The sequence below is a fragment of the Pseudoalteromonas sp. A41-2 genome, assembly GCF_015767615.1.
In the GTDB taxonomy this organism is placed as follows: domain Bacteria; phylum Pseudomonadota; class Gammaproteobacteria; order Enterobacterales; family Alteromonadaceae; genus Pseudoalteromonas; species Pseudoalteromonas lipolytica.
In genome coordinates, this window is record NZ_CP065231.1 from 2,554,788 (window position 1) to 2,570,745 (window position 15,958).

General features: G+C 42.6%; 16 protein-coding genes. 4 read left to right on the top strand and 12 right to left on the bottom strand.

What is annotated here, in order from left to right; translation table 11 throughout:
- Window positions 1-15: 15 nt before the first annotated feature.
- The 5 genes from lepA to rpoE all read right to left on the bottom strand — a co-directional run bounded on the left by lepA (window position 16) and on the right by rpoE (window position 4,497).
- The gene (gene lepA / locus IT970_RS11535) at window positions 16-1,803 is read right to left on the bottom strand and encodes a translation elongation factor 4 (protein ID WP_036966608.1); all 1,788 of its coding nucleotides are present in this window, start codon (window positions 1,801-1,803) and stop codon (window positions 16-18) included.
- A gap of 70 nt (window positions 1,804-1,873) precedes the next feature.
- Window positions 1,874-2,323 carry a SoxR reducing system RseC family protein gene (locus tag IT970_RS11540; protein WP_036966606.1) on the bottom strand — a complete coding sequence of 150 codons (450 nt, stop codon included), beginning with the start codon at window positions 2,321-2,323 and terminating at the stop codon, window positions 1,874-1,876.
- Window positions 2,324-2,326: 3 nt separating this feature from the next.
- Window positions 2,327-3,283, bottom strand: coding sequence for a MucB/RseB C-terminal domain-containing protein (locus IT970_RS11545; protein ID WP_036966604.1), 957 nt, complete (start codon window positions 3,281-3,283; stop codon window positions 2,327-2,329).
- A gap of 4 nt (window positions 3,284-3,287) precedes the next feature.
- The gene (locus tag IT970_RS11550; protein ID WP_036966603.1) at window positions 3,288-3,914 is read right to left on the bottom strand and encodes a sigma-E factor negative regulatory protein; all 627 of its coding nucleotides are present in this window, start codon (window positions 3,912-3,914) and stop codon (window positions 3,288-3,290) included.
- Between the two features lies 1 nt (window position 3,915).
- Window positions 3,916-4,497 carry an RNA polymerase sigma factor RpoE gene (gene rpoE / locus IT970_RS11555; RefSeq protein WP_036969086.1) on the bottom strand — a complete coding sequence of 194 codons (582 nt, stop codon included), beginning with the start codon at window positions 4,495-4,497 and terminating at the stop codon, window positions 3,916-3,918.
- 404 nt (window positions 4,498-4,901) lie between these two features.
- On the opposite strand from rpoE, the gene nadB reads away from it, so the two are divergent.
- On the top strand, window positions 4,902-6,524 hold the full coding sequence (nadB, locus tag IT970_RS11560; RefSeq protein WP_036966601.1) for an L-aspartate oxidase: 1,623 nt from the start codon (window positions 4,902-4,904) through the stop codon (window positions 6,522-6,524).
- On the opposite strand, the gene IT970_RS11565 is transcribed toward nadB, so the two are convergent.
- Together IT970_RS11565 and IT970_RS11570 are read right to left on the bottom strand one after the other, a co-directional pair.
- Entirely contained in the window at window positions 6,493-6,906 is a 414-nt protein-coding gene (locus IT970_RS11565) for a hypothetical protein (protein WP_118844559.1), read from the bottom strand. The genes nadB and IT970_RS11565 overlap by 32 nt on opposite strands.
- Window positions 6,899-7,150, bottom strand: a complete 252-nt coding sequence (locus IT970_RS11570) for an FAD assembly factor SdhE (protein WP_036966599.1) — start codon at window positions 7,148-7,150, stop codon at window positions 6,899-6,901. The genes IT970_RS11565 and IT970_RS11570 overlap by 8 nt, the downstream gene beginning before the upstream one ends.
- Window positions 7,151-7,270: 120 nt before the next feature.
- On the opposite strand from IT970_RS11570, the gene ygfZ reads away from it, so the two are divergent.
- A complete protein-coding gene (gene ygfZ, locus IT970_RS11575; RefSeq protein WP_036966598.1) occupies window positions 7,271-8,182 on the top strand; it encodes a tRNA-modifying protein YgfZ in 912 nt (303 codons plus the stop codon).
- A gap of 12 nt (window positions 8,183-8,194) precedes the next feature.
- Window positions 8,195-8,680, top strand: a complete 486-nt coding sequence (locus IT970_RS11580; protein WP_036966596.1) for an FKBP-type peptidyl-prolyl cis-trans isomerase — start codon at window positions 8,195-8,197, stop codon at window positions 8,678-8,680.
- 53 nt (window positions 8,681-8,733) lie between these two features.
- Here IT970_RS11580 and IT970_RS11585 read toward each other — a convergent pair whose 3' ends face one another.
- The 5 genes from IT970_RS11585 to IT970_RS11605 form a co-directional block, all read right to left on the bottom strand.
- Window positions 8,734-9,216: a hypothetical protein gene (locus IT970_RS11585; protein ID WP_074989039.1), complete on the bottom strand. Its 483-nt coding sequence runs from the start codon at window positions 9,214-9,216 to the stop codon at window positions 8,734-8,736.
- Window positions 9,217-9,230: 14 nt separating this feature from the next.
- Window positions 9,231-10,073, bottom strand: coding sequence for a DUF481 domain-containing protein (locus IT970_RS11590; RefSeq protein WP_118844560.1), 843 nt, complete (start codon window positions 10,071-10,073; stop codon window positions 9,231-9,233).
- Between the two features lie 11 nt (window positions 10,074-10,084).
- Complete coding sequence (locus tag IT970_RS11595) at window positions 10,085-10,405, bottom strand: HI1450 family dsDNA-mimic protein (protein WP_036966590.1); 321 nt, start codon at window positions 10,403-10,405, stop codon at window positions 10,085-10,087.
- 119 nt (window positions 10,406-10,524) lie between these two features.
- A complete protein-coding gene (locus IT970_RS11600) occupies window positions 10,525-13,638 on the bottom strand; it encodes an efflux RND transporter permease subunit (protein WP_036966587.1) in 3,114 nt (1,037 codons plus the stop codon).
- Window positions 13,639-13,647: 9 nt separating this feature from the next.
- Window positions 13,648-14,847 carry an efflux RND transporter periplasmic adaptor subunit gene (locus tag IT970_RS11605; RefSeq protein WP_230235559.1) on the bottom strand — a complete coding sequence of 400 codons (1,200 nt, stop codon included), beginning with the start codon at window positions 14,845-14,847 and terminating at the stop codon, window positions 13,648-13,650.
- A 268-nt stretch (window positions 14,848-15,115) separates the two neighbouring features.
- On the opposite strand from IT970_RS11605, the gene IT970_RS11610 reads away from it, so the two are divergent.
- Entirely contained in the window at window positions 15,116-15,907 is a 792-nt protein-coding gene (locus IT970_RS11610; RefSeq protein WP_036966584.1) for a crotonase/enoyl-CoA hydratase family protein, read from the top strand.
- The last annotated feature ends 51 nt before the right edge of the window (window positions 15,908-15,958 follow it).

Here is a 15,958-nt window from a genome sequence, read left to right on the forward strand (position 1 = left end):
TTTATTTACTTCTAATTATTTACCAACTTTGAGGATAGCTAAGAATGCATCTTGCGGTACTTCAACGTTACCTAGTTGCTTCATTCGCTTTTTACCTTCTTTTTGCTTCTGAAGAAGCTTTTTCTTACGGCTCACGTCACCACCGTAACATTTTGCAATTACGTTTTTACGTAATTGTTTAACCGTTGTACGCGCTATAACATGCTGACCAATTGCCGCTTGAATTGCAATATCAAATTGTTGACGCGGAATTAGCTCTCTAAGCGCTTCAGCTAACTGACGACCACGCGATTGTGCAATATCACGGTGTACAATAATAGCTAATGCATCTACACGTTCACCATTAATAAGTACGTCAACACGTACCATGTCTGATGCTTGGAAATGCTTAAAGTTATAATCAAGCGAAGCAAAACCGCGGCTTGTTGATTTTAACTTATCAAAGAAATCCATAACCACTTCAGCCATCGGTAATTCATACGTTACCGCAACTTGCTTGCCGTGATAGTTCATTTTAGTTTGTACACCACGCTTTTCAACACAAAGCGTAATAACGTTACCTAAAAACTCTTGCGGAACTAATATGTTAGCTTCAACAATTGGCTCACGGATTTCAAGAATGTTGTTTACCGGCGGAAGATCAGATGGATTATCAATCTGTTTAACGCCCTCTTTGGTTTCTACTTCGTAGATTACCGTAGGTGCCGTAGTAATAAGATCAATGTCGTATTCACGCTCAAGACGCTCTTGAATAATCTCCATGTGTAGCATACCTAAGAAGCCACAACGGAAACCAAAACCAAGTGCAGTTGAGTTTTCTGGTTCGAAGAATAACGATGCATCGTTCAAGCTAAGTTTATCTAGCGCATCACGGAATGATTCATAATCATCCGATGAAATTGGGAACATACCCGCGTAAACCTGTGGTTTAATGCGTTGGAAACCCGGTAGACGCTCTGGTGCAGAGTTGCGCTGTAACGTAATTGTATCGCCAACAGGTGCACCATGAATCTCTTTAATACCAGCAATAACAAAGCCTACTTCACCGGTTTTTAATAAACCTGTGTTAGTTTGTTTTGGAGTAAAAATACCCACTTTATCTGCAATATGAACTTGTTCGTTCGACATGATCTTAATTTTATCGCCCGCGCGTAATTCACCGTGTTTAATACGCACAAGTGACACAACGCCTTGGTATGGGTCAAACCATGAATCAATAATAAGCGCTTGTAATGGCTTATCTTTGTCGCCAACTGGTGGCGGAATATCTTTAACAATAACTTCGAGTACGTCTTCAATACCCACGCCTGTTTTTGCACTACAACGCACGGCTTCAAGCGCATCAATACCAATAATGTCTTCGATTTCTTCTGCAACACGAAGTGGGTCCGCTTGCGGTAAGTCGATTTTATTCAGTACTGGAATAACTTCTAAATCCATTTCAATTGCTGTGTAGCAGTTAGCAAGTGTTTGCGCTTCTACACCTTGACCAGCATCAACAACTAAAAGCGCACCTTCACAGGCAGCAAGCGAACGTGATACTTCGTAAGTGAAGTCAACGTGTCCTGGTGTGTCGATAAAGTTTAATTGGTAGGTCTCGCCATCTTTGGCTGTATAATTAAGTGTTACACTTTGCGCTTTGATGGTAATACCACGCTCACGCTCGATGTCCATTGAGTCTAACACCTGCTGCTGCATTTCACGGTCTGTTAAACCACCACAAACTTGGATAAGACGGTCAGAGAGAGTCGATTTACCATGGTCGATATGGGCGATGATCGAAAAATTACGGATATGCTTCATAAACTGGATTCTAAACTTCTATATAAAATGGACTAAGTGTATAAAGCGGCAATTTTACATTTAATTGGCTTTAATCACCATCTATTTGAGTGAAAGGAATAGTAATTGGGTGAATTTTTATTACTTTAATATCATGTTTTAGGCTCTTAACCCTTGATTTAGCTATCGCATAGCCAGTTAAGCCCCCTAATACAGCAGCTAAAATTTGCCAGCCTTCAGCAAGCGAAAACACTGAAAAAGCAGCCAAAGCAAACCCTAAACTAAATAATAACGGCAACATGTACACGGCCATTGCGTGTTTTACAAGGTGGCTATCGTCTAGTGCTAAGGTGACTTTTTGTCCGACTTTTAGCTCACTGTCGAAAGTGTATGGGAATGTTTTTTTGGCAGTACCAAATAACTTGGCAAAGATTTGCGAGCCACAACGGCCATTGCATCCTGCGCAGGCTTGTTTTTGCTCGGCTTCTAAATCGGCTGTCGTGCCTTTTACCGACACGACAGTGAGTGTTTGTTCTATCATTATTTAAAGAGGTCGCGCTACCGACTCTGCAATGGCTTTGGCTGTCATAGCGGGGATATTACCAACAACCGACACGTCAAAGCTACCACCATTGTGAACATACACGGTTGTCGCACCCGATGACAGCGCCCCACTGGGTCGTTTACCAGGCAGTGGTCTTTGTACGAACACAGAAACCTCAACAAAACCATCAGAGTACAAGTAGTAATCGGTTAGTTCGTTATTTAAATCTAACTTGTGACGGTCTGACTTTAATAATTTAAAGCCTGCTGGCAACCAGCCAATTTTCCAATTATTAACCGCACTGCCTGTGCTTTCGTTATCAATTTCACTGACCGGAAGCGGAGGAGGAAAATCACGATTTTGCATTTCTAACAGCATCTGTGCAGGTTGCTCTGTTACACTAATGTGGGTCAACTGTAATTGCTCAAGCATTTCACCTTTGTGGTTCACATACGCTGATTTCAATAACAGTGATGATTCTAAATCTAACCATATCCAATAATTGAATTTGTACTCATCTTTTGACTCAATACGCACAAGCTGCGCTGAGCGCCCTGCTATACGACCTTTTCCGCCTAGTACAAAATCGTACTGCGCACTTAAACGCTCTATATCTTTAAAAAGTACTTCAGGAATAGGCCCTGCAATTGAATCAGTTTGCACAGAATATGGCTCTGAATGGGGCTCAAAATAAGTCACTTGATCGTTTACGCGAGCCATTTCAAGCCCTGCGCCATTCAGTAAACTTAAATGTTCAAGCTCTACATTACCTTGCTTGGCATGCAGCCAGCGATAAGGTTCCATTGCTTGGCCTTTAACGACGACAAACGATGCGTCGAAATTGCGGGTATGAACGGCTTCAGCCATATCGAGTAATAATGCTTTGGCGGGGTTTTCGTCGCTGGCAAAAGCGGGAGCTATTAACACCAGCGACAAAATAAAAGTAAACACTTTCATTTAATTAGTTTTTTTCCTCATCTGCGTTAGCCGCAGTTTGTGACTTTTCAAGCGAATATGCAACACGTGCTTGACGTTGGTGTTCAAGTACAAGCGCACCAATACGTTGCTGTTGTAATTCGCGTAAACCTTGTTGGGCATTTTCAAGTGCAGGTTGCTCAGATGAGTAACTGACAGGTGATGCCACACCGGTTAGTGGTGTTGTTTGTAATAAAGGAATTTCGCTCTGCGGTGATTCGCTGTTTTGCGGCAGTGTTTGTACACCAACAATCGCAAACATAGCCACACTTGCAGCAATCGCTACTTGGGCAAAGGGTCGACGCCAATTAAATGCAACGACATTGTCGGTGCCTGTTGCCGCCACGATTTCTTCGCTTTTTGGTGCCGTTGTTTTATTCGCGAAATCTGCGTACACAGGTTCATGTTCGAGTGCATCTGCCACTGCATCAGCAATGTCAAAATTGAAGGCGCTGTTATTTGCCTCAGCACGCATTACGTCACCGATCATTGCATAACGACCAAATGTTGTTACATCGTCGTTTGTAATCGCTTCATCAGTTAACTGCTGCTCGCCGTCAAGTAATGCGGATAACTGCTCATTATCCAACTTGTTAACGTCTGCTTTTGTCATACTAAGACTCACCTATTAATGGATTTAATTTATTGTCAATCGCTTCACGGGCACGGAAAATACGCGAACGTACCGTCCCCACGGGGCAATCCATAACCACGGCTATTTCTTCATAGCTCATACCTTCGATTTCACGAAGGGTAATCGCAGTTTTAAGATCTTCAGGCAAACTATCAATCGTATTAAAAATTACAGCACGTACTTCGTCACTTAATAACAGGTTTTCTGGCGATGCGTTTGAACGCATTGCGTCTGCACTGTCATAAAATTCTGCTTCTTCGGCATCAACATCGTTAGCTGGCGGCTTACGCCCCTGAGCAACTAAGTAATTTTTAGCACAATTTACGGCGATACGGTACAACCAAGTATAAAAGGCGCTATCACCTCTAAAGTTAGGCAAAGCACGATAAGCTTTAATAAAGGCTTCTTGTGCGACATCAGCAACATCACCTTGGTTTGAAACATAACGTGAGATCAAACCTGCAATTTTATTCTGATATTTTCTAACTAATAGGTTGAAGGCGTTTTTATCTCCTTGCTGGACCCTTTTTACTAGCGCTAAATCCAAATCCTGCTCGCTCATTCGAGCCGGTACTCCTCTGTTTGATTCTTGCTTGCTATTCATATACTCGCCATTGTTTACACAAACTATGACTGCACCATGAATATAAAAGTTCAGTTTAAAATAATTTTTTTATAAAATAGCACGCAAATAATGTGAGTTATACCAATCTTATTACTCGACAATCCTAGTAACTGCTGATAATTCAACGGTTATCTCTATTCATAGTCAGTTTGATTCACAATGCTAAACAGTTAAAAATTCGCTGTTTAAGTGACGATAAACCTAATAATATTGGTATAACGTATTAAAATGACTAATAGTGTTACGGCAAATATGGTACATATACGTATATCATATACAATTTTTTTTGCTCATACTTTTAGCACTATTTCCAGAGCATTGTAACTGCAAAGACCACAGACATGAACCAAAATAAACATCACATTACTGATGTCGCTATTATCGGCAGCGGCGCCGCTGGCCTCTCGCTTGCTTTATCACTTGCTAATCACTGTAACGTCACCGTGCTTAGCAAAGGCGCATTAACTGAAGGCTCTACTTTATATGCACAAGGTGGTATTGCCGCGGTTTTTGATAAAAAAAATGACAGTATTGAGTCACATGTTCAAGATACGCTCGATGCTGGCGGTGGTTTATGTGACCGCGACGCTGTGCACTACACTGCCAGTAATGCCAAAAAATGTTTAAAATGGTTAATTGAGCAAGGTGTGCCTTTTGATATGGAGTTTGATTCAAAAGGTAAAGAACGTTTTCATTTAACGCGCGAAGGTGGTCACAGTCATCGCCGCATTTTGCATGCTGCCGATGCGACAGGTCGCGCCGTTCAAACTACGCTTATCAGCCAAGTGCAAGCCCACCCAAATATCACTTTATTAGAAAACTACAATGCCATTGATTTAATTGGTGATAAAAGCTTAGGTCGAAAAGGTAAACACATCCACGGTCTGTATGTGTGGAATTGTGAAGACAAAAAAGTAGAAACAATTGCAGCCAAGTTTGTTGCGCTGGCGACAGGCGGTGCGAGTAAAGTGTATTTATATACCTCTAACCCCGATGTATCGAGTGGCGATGGTATTGCCATGGCATGGCGAGCGGGCTGCCGTGTTGCCAATATGGAATTTAACCAATTCCACCCTACGAGCTTGTACCACCCTGAGCTGCAAAACTTTTTAATTACCGAAGCAATGCGTGGTGAAGGTGCGTACTTAAAACGCCCCGATGGCACACGCTTTATGAAAGACTTTGATGAACGTGAAGAACTGGCTCCCCGCGATATTGTTGCACGCGCGATTGATTTTGAAATGAAACGCTTAGGCGCTAATTGTGTTTATTTAGATATTAGCCACAAAGATAAAGATTTTATTATTGAGCATTTCCCGACAATTTACGCAAAATGCTTAAGTGTTGGTTTAGATATCACCAAAGAAGCTATTCCTGTCGTCCCTGCAGCCCATTATACCTGTGGGGGTGTCATGACTGACTTTAATGGACGTACTGATTTAGATAACTTGTATGCGGTTGGTGAAGTTGCTTATACAGGTCTGCATGGTGCAAACCGAATGGCAAGCAACTCATTGCTCGAATGCATTGTTTTTGCCCACGCAGCAGCACAGGATATTCTGAGTAAAATTGATGCAAGTCCTGCACTTGAAACACTACCGCTGTGGGATGAAAGCCGCGTTACGAACTCTGACGAAGAAATTGTTATCACGCATAACTGGCATGAACTACGGTTATTTATGTGGGATTACGTTGGCATCGTGCGTTCAACTAAACGTTTAGAACGTGCATTGCATCGTGTTGAATTACTGCAACAGGAAATTCACGACTACTACGCTAACTTTAGAGTTTCTAACAACTTATTAGAGCTACGTAACTTAGTGCAAGTCGCTGAACTGATTATCCGCAGTGCGCTGGAACGTAAAGAAAGCCGAGGCTTGCATTACACCATTGATTACCCAGCGCAAAATGAAAACCCAACGCCTACGGTACTTACACCGAAGTCGGTTGCTGCACAGCAATAATTGCCCGTTTTAAGCGTGAAAAGCTTACCTCATCAACACTGGCTGCCGTTATAATCAGCCAGTGTGATTTATAAAATCCCGCTAGTTTTATAACCACAAAATTCGAAAAGATCTTACTCTTGGGGCTTATCGCACCTTGCATTTGCACACGATTATTTAAAAAACGAAGCTGTGACTGTTCTAAAATAATAGCGCCATGTGCTGGCTGTAATTGCGTTACTTTTTTATAGCTAATCACCCCAATAATAAAGCTTGAGACGAAAACAAGACATTGAGAAAAGAGTTGCTGATACGCAAAGCTAAGTATGATGGCTACAAAGCAAAAAAAGACCACAAAGGGTTTGTGGTCTGGTGTGTTCTGTTTAACGCTAAATCTATACACGAACTCGGTCTAAAATTAATGAGACCATGCTATTAAGCTCGGGATCTTTACACGTTTCGTGACCCATGAACCATGCAAACAAGTCTGGATCATCGCATTCTAGTAAGCGTTGAAATGTGGCATGTTGCTCTTTGCTTAACGAGTCAAACGCTTCTTCAACGAATGGCATAAATAAAACATCAAGTTCTAACATGCCACGACGGCATGCCCAACGAATACGTTCTTTACTGTGAATTTCAGTCATTTTAAACCTCGTACTTATTTGTCAGCAGTTTAACAAATTGCTATCGAATAAACAGCTATTTAAATTGCCACCCTAACTAAGTTATCATTAGCACTCATTTATATCGTAAAGAAGGTTTTTATGTCGACTGTTTACGCAAGTCCATTATCTCATACGCTTATCAGCCTAACAGGTAAAGATAAGTTGTCTTACCTTCACGGACAAATTACACAGGATATCAATAAGCTCACTAATGATACGTTCTTGTGGGCGGGCCACTGTAATGCCAAAGGTAAGCTTTGGGGCGTTTTTCGCTTGTTTACCTACCAAGACAGTTACTACCTTGTTGGTTCTAAAGCCGAAGTTGAGCAGTCTCTGGTTGAGTTAAAAAAATATGCGGTCTTTTCTGCTGTTGAAATAGACCCCTGTGAAAAGCCATTAATTGGTTTGATGGGTGATGACCTCTCAGAGGTGCTAGAGGCACTTAATATTCAATTTAATGATGAGCAAACGGCTGTCGATTTTGCCGACGGTAAAGCCCTTAAGCTTGCAGAAAACCGCGTGTTACTCATGGTCAATAGTGACTTTAGTTTACCCGAAAACGTTATTGCACTCGATAACGATGCCCAATGGCAACAAGCAGCGATTGCCGCGGGTGAGCCTTCACTTAACAGTGAGGCCATTGGCGAATATGTGCCACAAATGGTTAACCTACACGCGATTGGTGGTATCAGCTTTAGAAAAGGCTGTTACACAGGCCAAGAAACCGTTGCCCGTATGAAGTATCTTGGCAAAAACAAGCGCGCCATGTATATCGTTGCGGGTGAAGCAGATGGTTTACTCGATGAGCTTGAACTCGAAACACAAATGGGTGAAAACTGGCGTCGCGCTGGCAAGCTTATCAGTCAAAGTTATAATCAAGAAACGCGCACTTTAATGGGACTCGTTGTGTTACCGAATGACAATGAAACAGGCCAATTATTACGTGCTAAACACCTCCCTCAGGTTGAGCTATCGATTCAAGCTCTGCCTTACTCTCTCGAAGATGAATAAATAGGAATGACTATGATCGCAGCAGAAAACAAAGTGGTAAAAATGCATTATTCAGTATTGGATAATAACAAAAACACCATCGACAACTCGTTTGATGGTGAACCACTGGTGTTTATCGTTGGCACAGGTTACTTGATCCCAGGCCTAGAAAACGCACTACTAGGTAAAGAAGCTGGCGATACTTTCAGTGTTACCGTTGAACCAGACCAAGGCTATGGCGAGCGTCACGACGACTTAATGCAAGCTGTACCTAAGTCAATGTTTGAAGGGATGGACATTGAAGTGGGTATGCAGTTTCGTGCAACAACCGATGCAGGCGATCAATCAGTGATGATCATCGATATCCAAGATGAAGAAGTGATTGTTGATGGTAATCACCCATTATCAGGGATTACTTTACACTTTGATGTTGAAGTACTTGAAGTACGTGATGCAACAGAAGAAGAGTTAGCACATGGTCATGTGCACGGTGAAGGCGGTTGTGGTCACAGCCACTAAACTCGCAGTATAAAAAAGCGCCTGAGGCGCTTTTTTTATACCAATTCGCTTAATTAATCATCCACTTGCTCTGGTTCTGGTTTATGTTCCGGCTCTGGCTTAGATTCAGGTTCAGTTATGTGTGCCTGCAATGCCGCTAGCAAGCCTTCTTGGTCGTTGGTGCCTAAACGATAGTGAGTGCCATCTTTCATTGCTAATTCTACAGCTTTAAACCCTGATACACTGTAAACCCAGCCATCGTGAGTTATTCGTAAACCAATTCCATGGCGAAATGAATTACTGACCGCTCTGACTGATTCAATGTCGTCAAAGCTCACCGTTTTACCAAATACACCCGGCCCAAATGCCCAGCTCACTGTTTTATCGGTTACTTTAATAGTTAAGCTATGAAATAAAAAAGCCACTAACACTAAAATAGCGCAAAACCCCATTAATGGCACATCTGCGCCGATTAAGTTCCACGCCAAGGCAAGAAAACCACCTATCCAGCCCAAAACAACAAAAATAAACACTGCGTATTGCTTATGTTGATACATAAAGAATTCTCTAATTAGAAGCTATAAACAAAGGTCGCACTTAGCTCTGAGTCATACTTAAGCTTGTCTTCCTCTGGTTTTGAGTTGTAGCGATACATATAGGTAAATTTAAGTGACACATCGCCCATAATCTTACTGATCAATGATGTTTCTGACTTTAATCGCGAGTTAAGACCTGACAAAGATTGCTCGTAACTCACATCTTGATTAAAGCGTGTGCGCTCAGAAACGGTGCGCTCCCATTGCAACGCTAAACGAAGCAGATAACCGGTTTTTGTTTCGTCTTCTTCCGTTGCAATTTCTTGATCGGCAACTGAACGATAAAGGCCCGGTCCAACGTCTATATCGACTTTATTTTTACTGCCTTGATAAATACGATTGCCATACCCTGTTGCAACCGTACTCTTAAACTCAAGACCACTAAATTTATCTTCTTCGTAATCTCCGTAAATGAAAAAAGACTCATTTTTCACGTTCAGCTTATAGTTTCCTTGCCCCGAGACAAAAATACGATCTGCTGATACTTCTTCATCGCCGGTTTCTTCATTGCGATCGCGTTTGTAAAGCGTGTCTATTTTGAATTGATTACGCCACTTTTCAAAGTCTTGATAAAGGTTACCTTTGAACTTGAAACTCGTTGAATTGGTATTGCCTCTACTTACCATAAAACCGAACTCCATATCACCATACAGCATTTCGCCTTTATGGATTTTATGGATTTCTTCTTCTGACAACTGCCCGTATTCATGAAAATCTTCAAATGGATCAACAGCAATAGCCTGCCAACTGCTAAGCAGTAAGGCGGCTAAAAAAACACGTTTAATTGTACTAAGACAACAAAAAGTAGAGTCAAACATCGGCTGGAGAGTTATTCGCTATCTTTCCAGAGAATGTGGCAAAACGGTGCATCTTTATCTCGGCTAATTAAAATCTTGGCAAATAAAATATCTTGGTTATCAAACTCAAGCCCTACTAAGACTTGTACAAACAGCTCAGGTTCAATTTCTAATGCAACAAAATCTTGCCATTGATCGTCAGGCTCACTTTCTTCGATAAAACCTAACTCTTCTCTGTGCTCGTTAAAATCATTAATATCTTGTTCGCTTAAGTTATCGGGTGCTAACTCTAAAAAGATATCATACGCCTGATGTGTTACTTCTTCTTCACTATATAAGCGTGGACCAGCCATTCCTTAAACCCTCTGCACATGCAAACTGCGTTATTTTAGGTATGATAACAAACCTCTTTTCTGTTTTGCCAAAAAAAAAGCCAGGTTACCCTGACTTTTTTATCGTTAGTGTCTCTTTTTTAGTTTTCGACCCTTTGGCCTTTCACTTTTTCACGCATAGCTTGCACTAATGTATAAAATAGCGGAACAAGCAACGTGCCAAAAATAGTGGCCGCTAGCATACCAAAGAGCACAGTCACACCTAATGATATTCGGCTGCCTGCCCCTGCCCCACTCGCAAACACAAGCGGTAATACGCCAAGCACAAATGACAAGGCCGTCATTAATACCGCTCTAAAACGCAATTTTGCTGCGTTGAGTGCTGCCTCAACGATGCCTTTTCCGGCGGCACGCTCTTCCATCGCAAATTCAACAATTAATATGGCCGTTTTCGTCGACAGACCTATCAGCAACACTAAACCAACTTGCGCATAAATATTGTTTTCCATCCCAATCACGTACAGTGCAAGCATGGCACCAAACAAAGCTAAAGGAACAGCTGCAATAACTGAAAATGGAATCGTCCAGCTTTCGTACTGCGCAACTAAGAACAAATAAACAAATACGACCGCTAAACCAAATAAAATTGGCGCGACGTTGCCCGCTTCAATTTCTTGCTTAGATTGCCCTGCCCACTCATACACGTACCCAGAGGGTAGCTTAGCGGCCAATTCTTGCATAACAGCAATCGCATCCCCACTTGAATACCCTTGCGCTGGCTGGCCACTGATACTGGCACTTCGGTACAAATTAAAGTGCGTTAAACTTGTCGGGCCAAGAATCGGTTCAAGTTTGGCCAGTGTTGTTAAAGGAACCATTACCCCTTCGTCGTTACGCACGTAATAGTACTGTAAGTCTGCGGGGTTTTGACGATACTGACTTTCGGCTTGCATTATGACCCGATACGTTCGGCTAAATTGATTAAAGTCATTAACGTACAAAGAACCTAGCTGTGCTTGCAGCGTTAAGAAGATATCACTCAACGCCACACCTTGTGCTTTGGCTTTATTACGGTCAATTTCTAAAAAGTACTGCGGAACATTTGCTCTGAATGTACTGTACACATTTGACAGTTCAGGCCGTTGATTAGCCTCGTATACTAAGCCGTTAAGCACCTGAGAAAGCGCAGCGGGTTCACGCCCTTCACTGTCTTGCAGTCTAAATTCAAAACCGGCACTGGTGCCAAGCCCCGGTATTGATGGCGGGTTAAATGCCATTATCTGTGCGTCTGGCATCGCCCAAAACTGCCCCATCAAACGACCTAACACCGCTCGCAGACCTAAATTAGCGTCTGTGCGCTCTTCCCAATCTTTTAGTACCACAATACCCAAGGCATTATTTGAACCTGCACCGCCTAATAATGAAAAACCTGAAACGGCGATAAAATCAGTTGCTGCGGGTTCATTTTTAATAATATCACCCAATTTATGCATGACTTCTTTGGTGCGGTTACTTGCCGCAGCATCTGGCAGTTGCACATCAACAAATAGAAAACCTTGGTCTTCGGCTGGCACGAATCCGGTGGGGACAGCTTTAACTAACCATCCCGCGGCCGCAAAAATGATAACCGCAAACAGCGCCATTCGTGCGCTACGCTTTAGAATAAAGTTAACGACTTTACTGTAGCCACTGGTCGAGCGCGTAATAATATTTTCAAATGGGGCTAGCCACTTAATCGGTTTCATCGCTTTTTCATTGAGTAATAGCGTACAAAGCGCCGGACTCAAGGTTAATGCATTCACCGAAGAAATTAGCACTGCAAATGAAATTGTCACCGAGAACTGTTTATATAACTCTCCGGTAATGCCAGGCATAAATCCAACCGGTACAAACACCGCTAGCAACACCAGTGTGGTTGCAACAATAGGCCCAGACACTTGTTCCATTGCTTTAGTAACGGCTTCTTTTATTGGTAGTTTCTCTTCTTTTAAAATACGCTCAACATTTTCTATAACGATAATCGCATCATCCACCACAATACCGATTGCCAGTACTAAACCAAATAAAGTGATTAAGTTAATGGAGTAATCCATCATCATCATAAAAGCAAACGTCCCCACTAAAGACACCGGAATAGCAACGGTGGGAATCAGGGTTGCGCGCCAATTTTGTAAAAACAAAAATACCACTAAAATAACCAAACCAACCGCTTGTAAAAGGGTTACCACGACTTCTTCAATAGAACGGTTAATGAATTCGGTTGTATCGTAAGGAATAGAATACTCGATGCCATCGGGTAACTGCTTTGCCAGCTCAGCCATACGGGCTTTAACATCCTCTGCAACCTGCGTGGCATTGGCTTCTGTTAACTGATAAATAACGATAAATGCTGTATCTTGCTGATTCAATTTAGCGGAGGTGCTGTAGCTTGCCGCCCCCATTTCGATACGGGCAATATCATGTAAACGAACAAAGTTACCGTCTTTACTCGAACGAATAATGGTTTGGCCAAATTCCTCTGGGGTTTTTAAGCGCCCTTTTGCTTGAATCGAATATTCAAATTGCTGACTGGGCCCCGTAGGAGCCGCGCCTAACTTACCTGCTGCAACAATGGTATTTTGCTCTTGCAATGCGCTTCGAACATCGGCCACCGTTAAGCCTAATGATGCCATTCGATCTGGGCGAAGCCATAAACGCATCGAATAGGTTTGCTCACCCATCACCTCCGCAGAGGCAACCCCATTTATACGACCAAGTGGCTCCGTTAAATAGTTTGTTGCATAGTTACTTAGAAAAATAGCGTCGATATTATCTTTACTCGAGTAAAGGTTAATCCCTAACAACATAGAGCTCGACTTTTTCTTAACCGATACCCCTTGACGCTTTACTTCCTCAGGTAATCCCGCTTCAGCGAGCGCAACACGGTTTTGCACGTTCACTTGTGCTATGTCTGTGTCAGTACCAACCTTAAAATAAACAGTAATATTTGCCGTGCCGTTATTTGTCGAAGTCGATTCTATGTACATCATGTCTTCAACCCCATTGACTTGCTCTTCAATGGGCCTGATCACCGACTCTTCCACTATTTGAGCACTGGCTCCGGGGTAACTTGTCGAAATTTGTACTTGCGGTGGCGTGATCTGCGGGTACATATTCACCGGCAATAATGTCATTGAGATTAAACCCGCAATCGTAATGACTATCGATATTACCAGCGCAAATTTAGGGCGAGATATAAACGTTTTACTAATCATCTCTGCCCCCTAAGAGTTGGCTTTGCTAGTAATAGTGCCCGTTGTTGCATCAACATTTTTTTCAACGGCTTTGACTTCTGCACCTTGGCGGACTTTTTGTAAGCCTTCAATAATCACCTTTTCGCCTGCTTCAAGGCCTGATTCAACCACCCACATCGCGTTAATACGACGACCAAGTTTCACAACGCGCATCGATACTGTGTTTTCATCATTAACAACAAGTACAAACTTACCTTGTTGATTTTCTTGTACTGCAACTTGTGGAATCAAGGCTAATTCTTTTTTGTTGGTGCTCTCGACTATTAATGTAACAAACAAGCCAGGCATAACCATGCCGTCGGGGTTGTCGAACGAAGCCCTTAATTCAACGGTCCCCGTGTTTCGATTTATTTTAGTATCCGCAAAATCAAGGACTCCCTTGCCTGGAAAAACGGAGTTATTTGGTAATCGTAAACTTAAATCAATAGGTACATCACGTGGGTCGCGATCTGGGGTTTGATGTTGCTGTCGGTAGCTTATGTAGTCAGCCTCTTCAACTTGAAAGCTCACATAAATGGGGTCTACATCAGTCAGCTCTGCCAGTTCATTCGATGAGGGCCCAATAATGTTGCCCACATCGTAGTTCACTTTACCTATACGACCCGCGAATGGGGCTCGAATTTCAGTGTAGCTTAAATTCAACTTTGCCTTTTCAAGCTCAGCTTCGGCCGCTTTCACCGCGGCTGTCGCTTGTTCAAAGTTAGTTAATAACTTGTCTAAATCGGACTGCGAAATAAACCCTTGAGAGGCAACATCTCGACCCCGTTTTAAGTCTCTTTGAGCAGCACTTGCAGCAGCCTTTTTACTTTTAAGATCGGCTTCAACCTCGGCCACCGTGGAGCGGTATTCAGACGGGTCTATGCGCAATAATAACTGATCTTTTTCAACCGCAGATCCTTCGTCAAAGTGACGCTCAATGAGCTCCCCCTCAACACGGGCTCTAATTTTAACTTCTTGAAACGCTTCAGTGCGGGCGACAAACTCTCGATAATCTCCGACTTCTTGGGTAACAACATTAAAAACAGATACCGCCGGTGGCGGCGTAGCCTGTTTCGTTGATTTATCATCGGAACAGCCTACTAAAGCCGAGCTAAAAGCCACGGTAAATAAGGCGGTTGTTATAAAAGATGATGATTGATTCTTTATGCGAGCTGTTTTGCGCATCAGCATATGTATACTCCTTGTAGCGCGACTTAACGCTAAGTCTAGTCGTGTCGTGGTATTTTGCGAAAGTTTGAGCCAGTATCTTACCGATAGCAAAATTGAGCTAGTTGAAAACCTGCTTCTTTGTTTTAAAAATATACATCAATTTGTAATCAAGCATATGACAGAGTTACCGTTTTTTGAAAAAATTAACGTTTCTTTGCGACACATCAGCATTTCTTTACATACTTGTCATTAGCTCGTAAGCTCTAACACACAGGTCAGAGGAGTTGCCATGATAAAGCTAGAAATAAAACAACACGTCGCTTGGGTTTACCTTGCTCGTCCAGAAAAGCAAAATGCGCTTAGTTTTGATATGTTTGTCGAGCTGTCACGCGTCATCAAAAAAATTAAACGTGACCCTCGCTTACGCGCTGTGGTGATTAGTGGTGAAGGTGAACATTTTTGTTCTGGGCTCGATGTCGCAGCCGTTATGAAAAAGCCCAGTAACATCATGAAACTGCTTTTTAAGTGGCTGCCGGGCAATCAGAACCTTGCGCAAAAAGTGGTCTTAGGCTGGCAAGATTTAAGTATTCCTGTAATCGCAAAAATTTCGGGGCATTGCTTTGGCGGAGGAATGCAAATAGCACTCGGTGCCGATTACCGAATTGTAGATAAACACGCCAAACTGGCCATTATGGAAGCACGCTGGGGGTTATGCCCCGATATGGGAGCAAATGTGGTGCTTGCAGGATTAATGAAACGTGACCAAGCACTCTGGCTGGCAAGTCATGCCGGTCCCGTATCTGCTGAGGACGCTAAAGACTATGGGCTTGTTACCCAGCTTACAGATGATGTTGATAAACACACCGCGGCAATGCTCGAAACCCTCATGGCGCGTTCACCAGATACATTGGCAGCAATTAAGCGGCTTACTCAACAGAGCTATCGCTCGCAGCAACGTAAAATCTTAGCAAAAGAAACCTGGAGCCAAATTCGCTTATTAATGAACCCAAATACCAAAAAAGCCATTGCTAAAGCAAAAGGAGCAGATGATATTGAGTTTAACAACGCCAAGTCATGGTAAGCTAAAGTCGCATAGTACTACTGACAAGGGTATGATGTAGTTGAACTTTCA

Coding starts and splice junctions, on each gene's coding strand:
- IT970_RS11585 (WP_074989039.1), bottom strand. CDS start 9,216: ATGTATCAACATAAGCAATACGCAGTGTTTATTTTTGTTGTTTTGGGC.
- IT970_RS11590 (WP_118844560.1), bottom strand. CDS start 10,073: ATGTTTGACTCTACTTTTTGTTGTCTTAGTACAATTAAACGTGTTTTT.
- IT970_RS11570 (WP_036966599.1), bottom strand. CDS start 7,150: ATGACTGAAATTCACAGTAAAGAACGTATTCGTTGGGCATGCCGTCGT.
- nadB (WP_036966601.1), top strand. CDS start 4,902: ATGAACCAAAATAAACATCACATTACTGATGTCGCTATTATCGGCAGC.
- rpoE (WP_036969086.1), bottom strand. CDS start 4,497: ATGAGCGAGCAGGATTTGGATTTAGCGCTAGTAAAAAGGGTCCAGCAA.
- IT970_RS11600 (WP_036966587.1), bottom strand. CDS start 13,638: ATGATTAGTAAAACGTTTATATCTCGCCCTAAATTTGCGCTGGTAATA.
- IT970_RS11540 (WP_036966606.1), bottom strand. CDS start 2,323: ATGATAGAACAAACACTCACTGTCGTGTCGGTAAAAGGCACGACAGCC.
- IT970_RS11605 (WP_230235559.1), bottom strand. CDS start 14,847: ATGCTGATGCGCAAAACAGCTCGCATAAAGAATCAATCATCATCTTTT.
- IT970_RS11580 (WP_036966596.1), top strand. CDS start 8,195: ATGATCGCAGCAGAAAACAAAGTGGTAAAAATGCATTATTCAGTATTG.
- IT970_RS11550 (WP_036966603.1), bottom strand. CDS start 3,914: ATGACAAAAGCAGACGTTAACAAGTTGGATAATGAGCAGTTATCCGCA.
- IT970_RS11595 (WP_036966590.1), bottom strand. CDS start 10,405: ATGGCTGGTCCACGCTTATATAGTGAAGAAGAAGTAACACATCAGGCG.
- IT970_RS11545 (WP_036966604.1), bottom strand. CDS start 3,283: ATGAAAGTGTTTACTTTTATTTTGTCGCTGGTGTTAATAGCTCCCGCT.
- lepA (WP_036966608.1), bottom strand. CDS start 1,803: ATGAAGCATATCCGTAATTTTTCGATCATCGCCCATATCGACCATGGT.
- IT970_RS11610 (WP_036966584.1), top strand. CDS start 15,116: ATGATAAAGCTAGAAATAAAACAACACGTCGCTTGGGTTTACCTTGCT.
- ygfZ (WP_036966598.1), top strand. CDS start 7,271: ATGTCGACTGTTTACGCAAGTCCATTATCTCATACGCTTATCAGCCTA.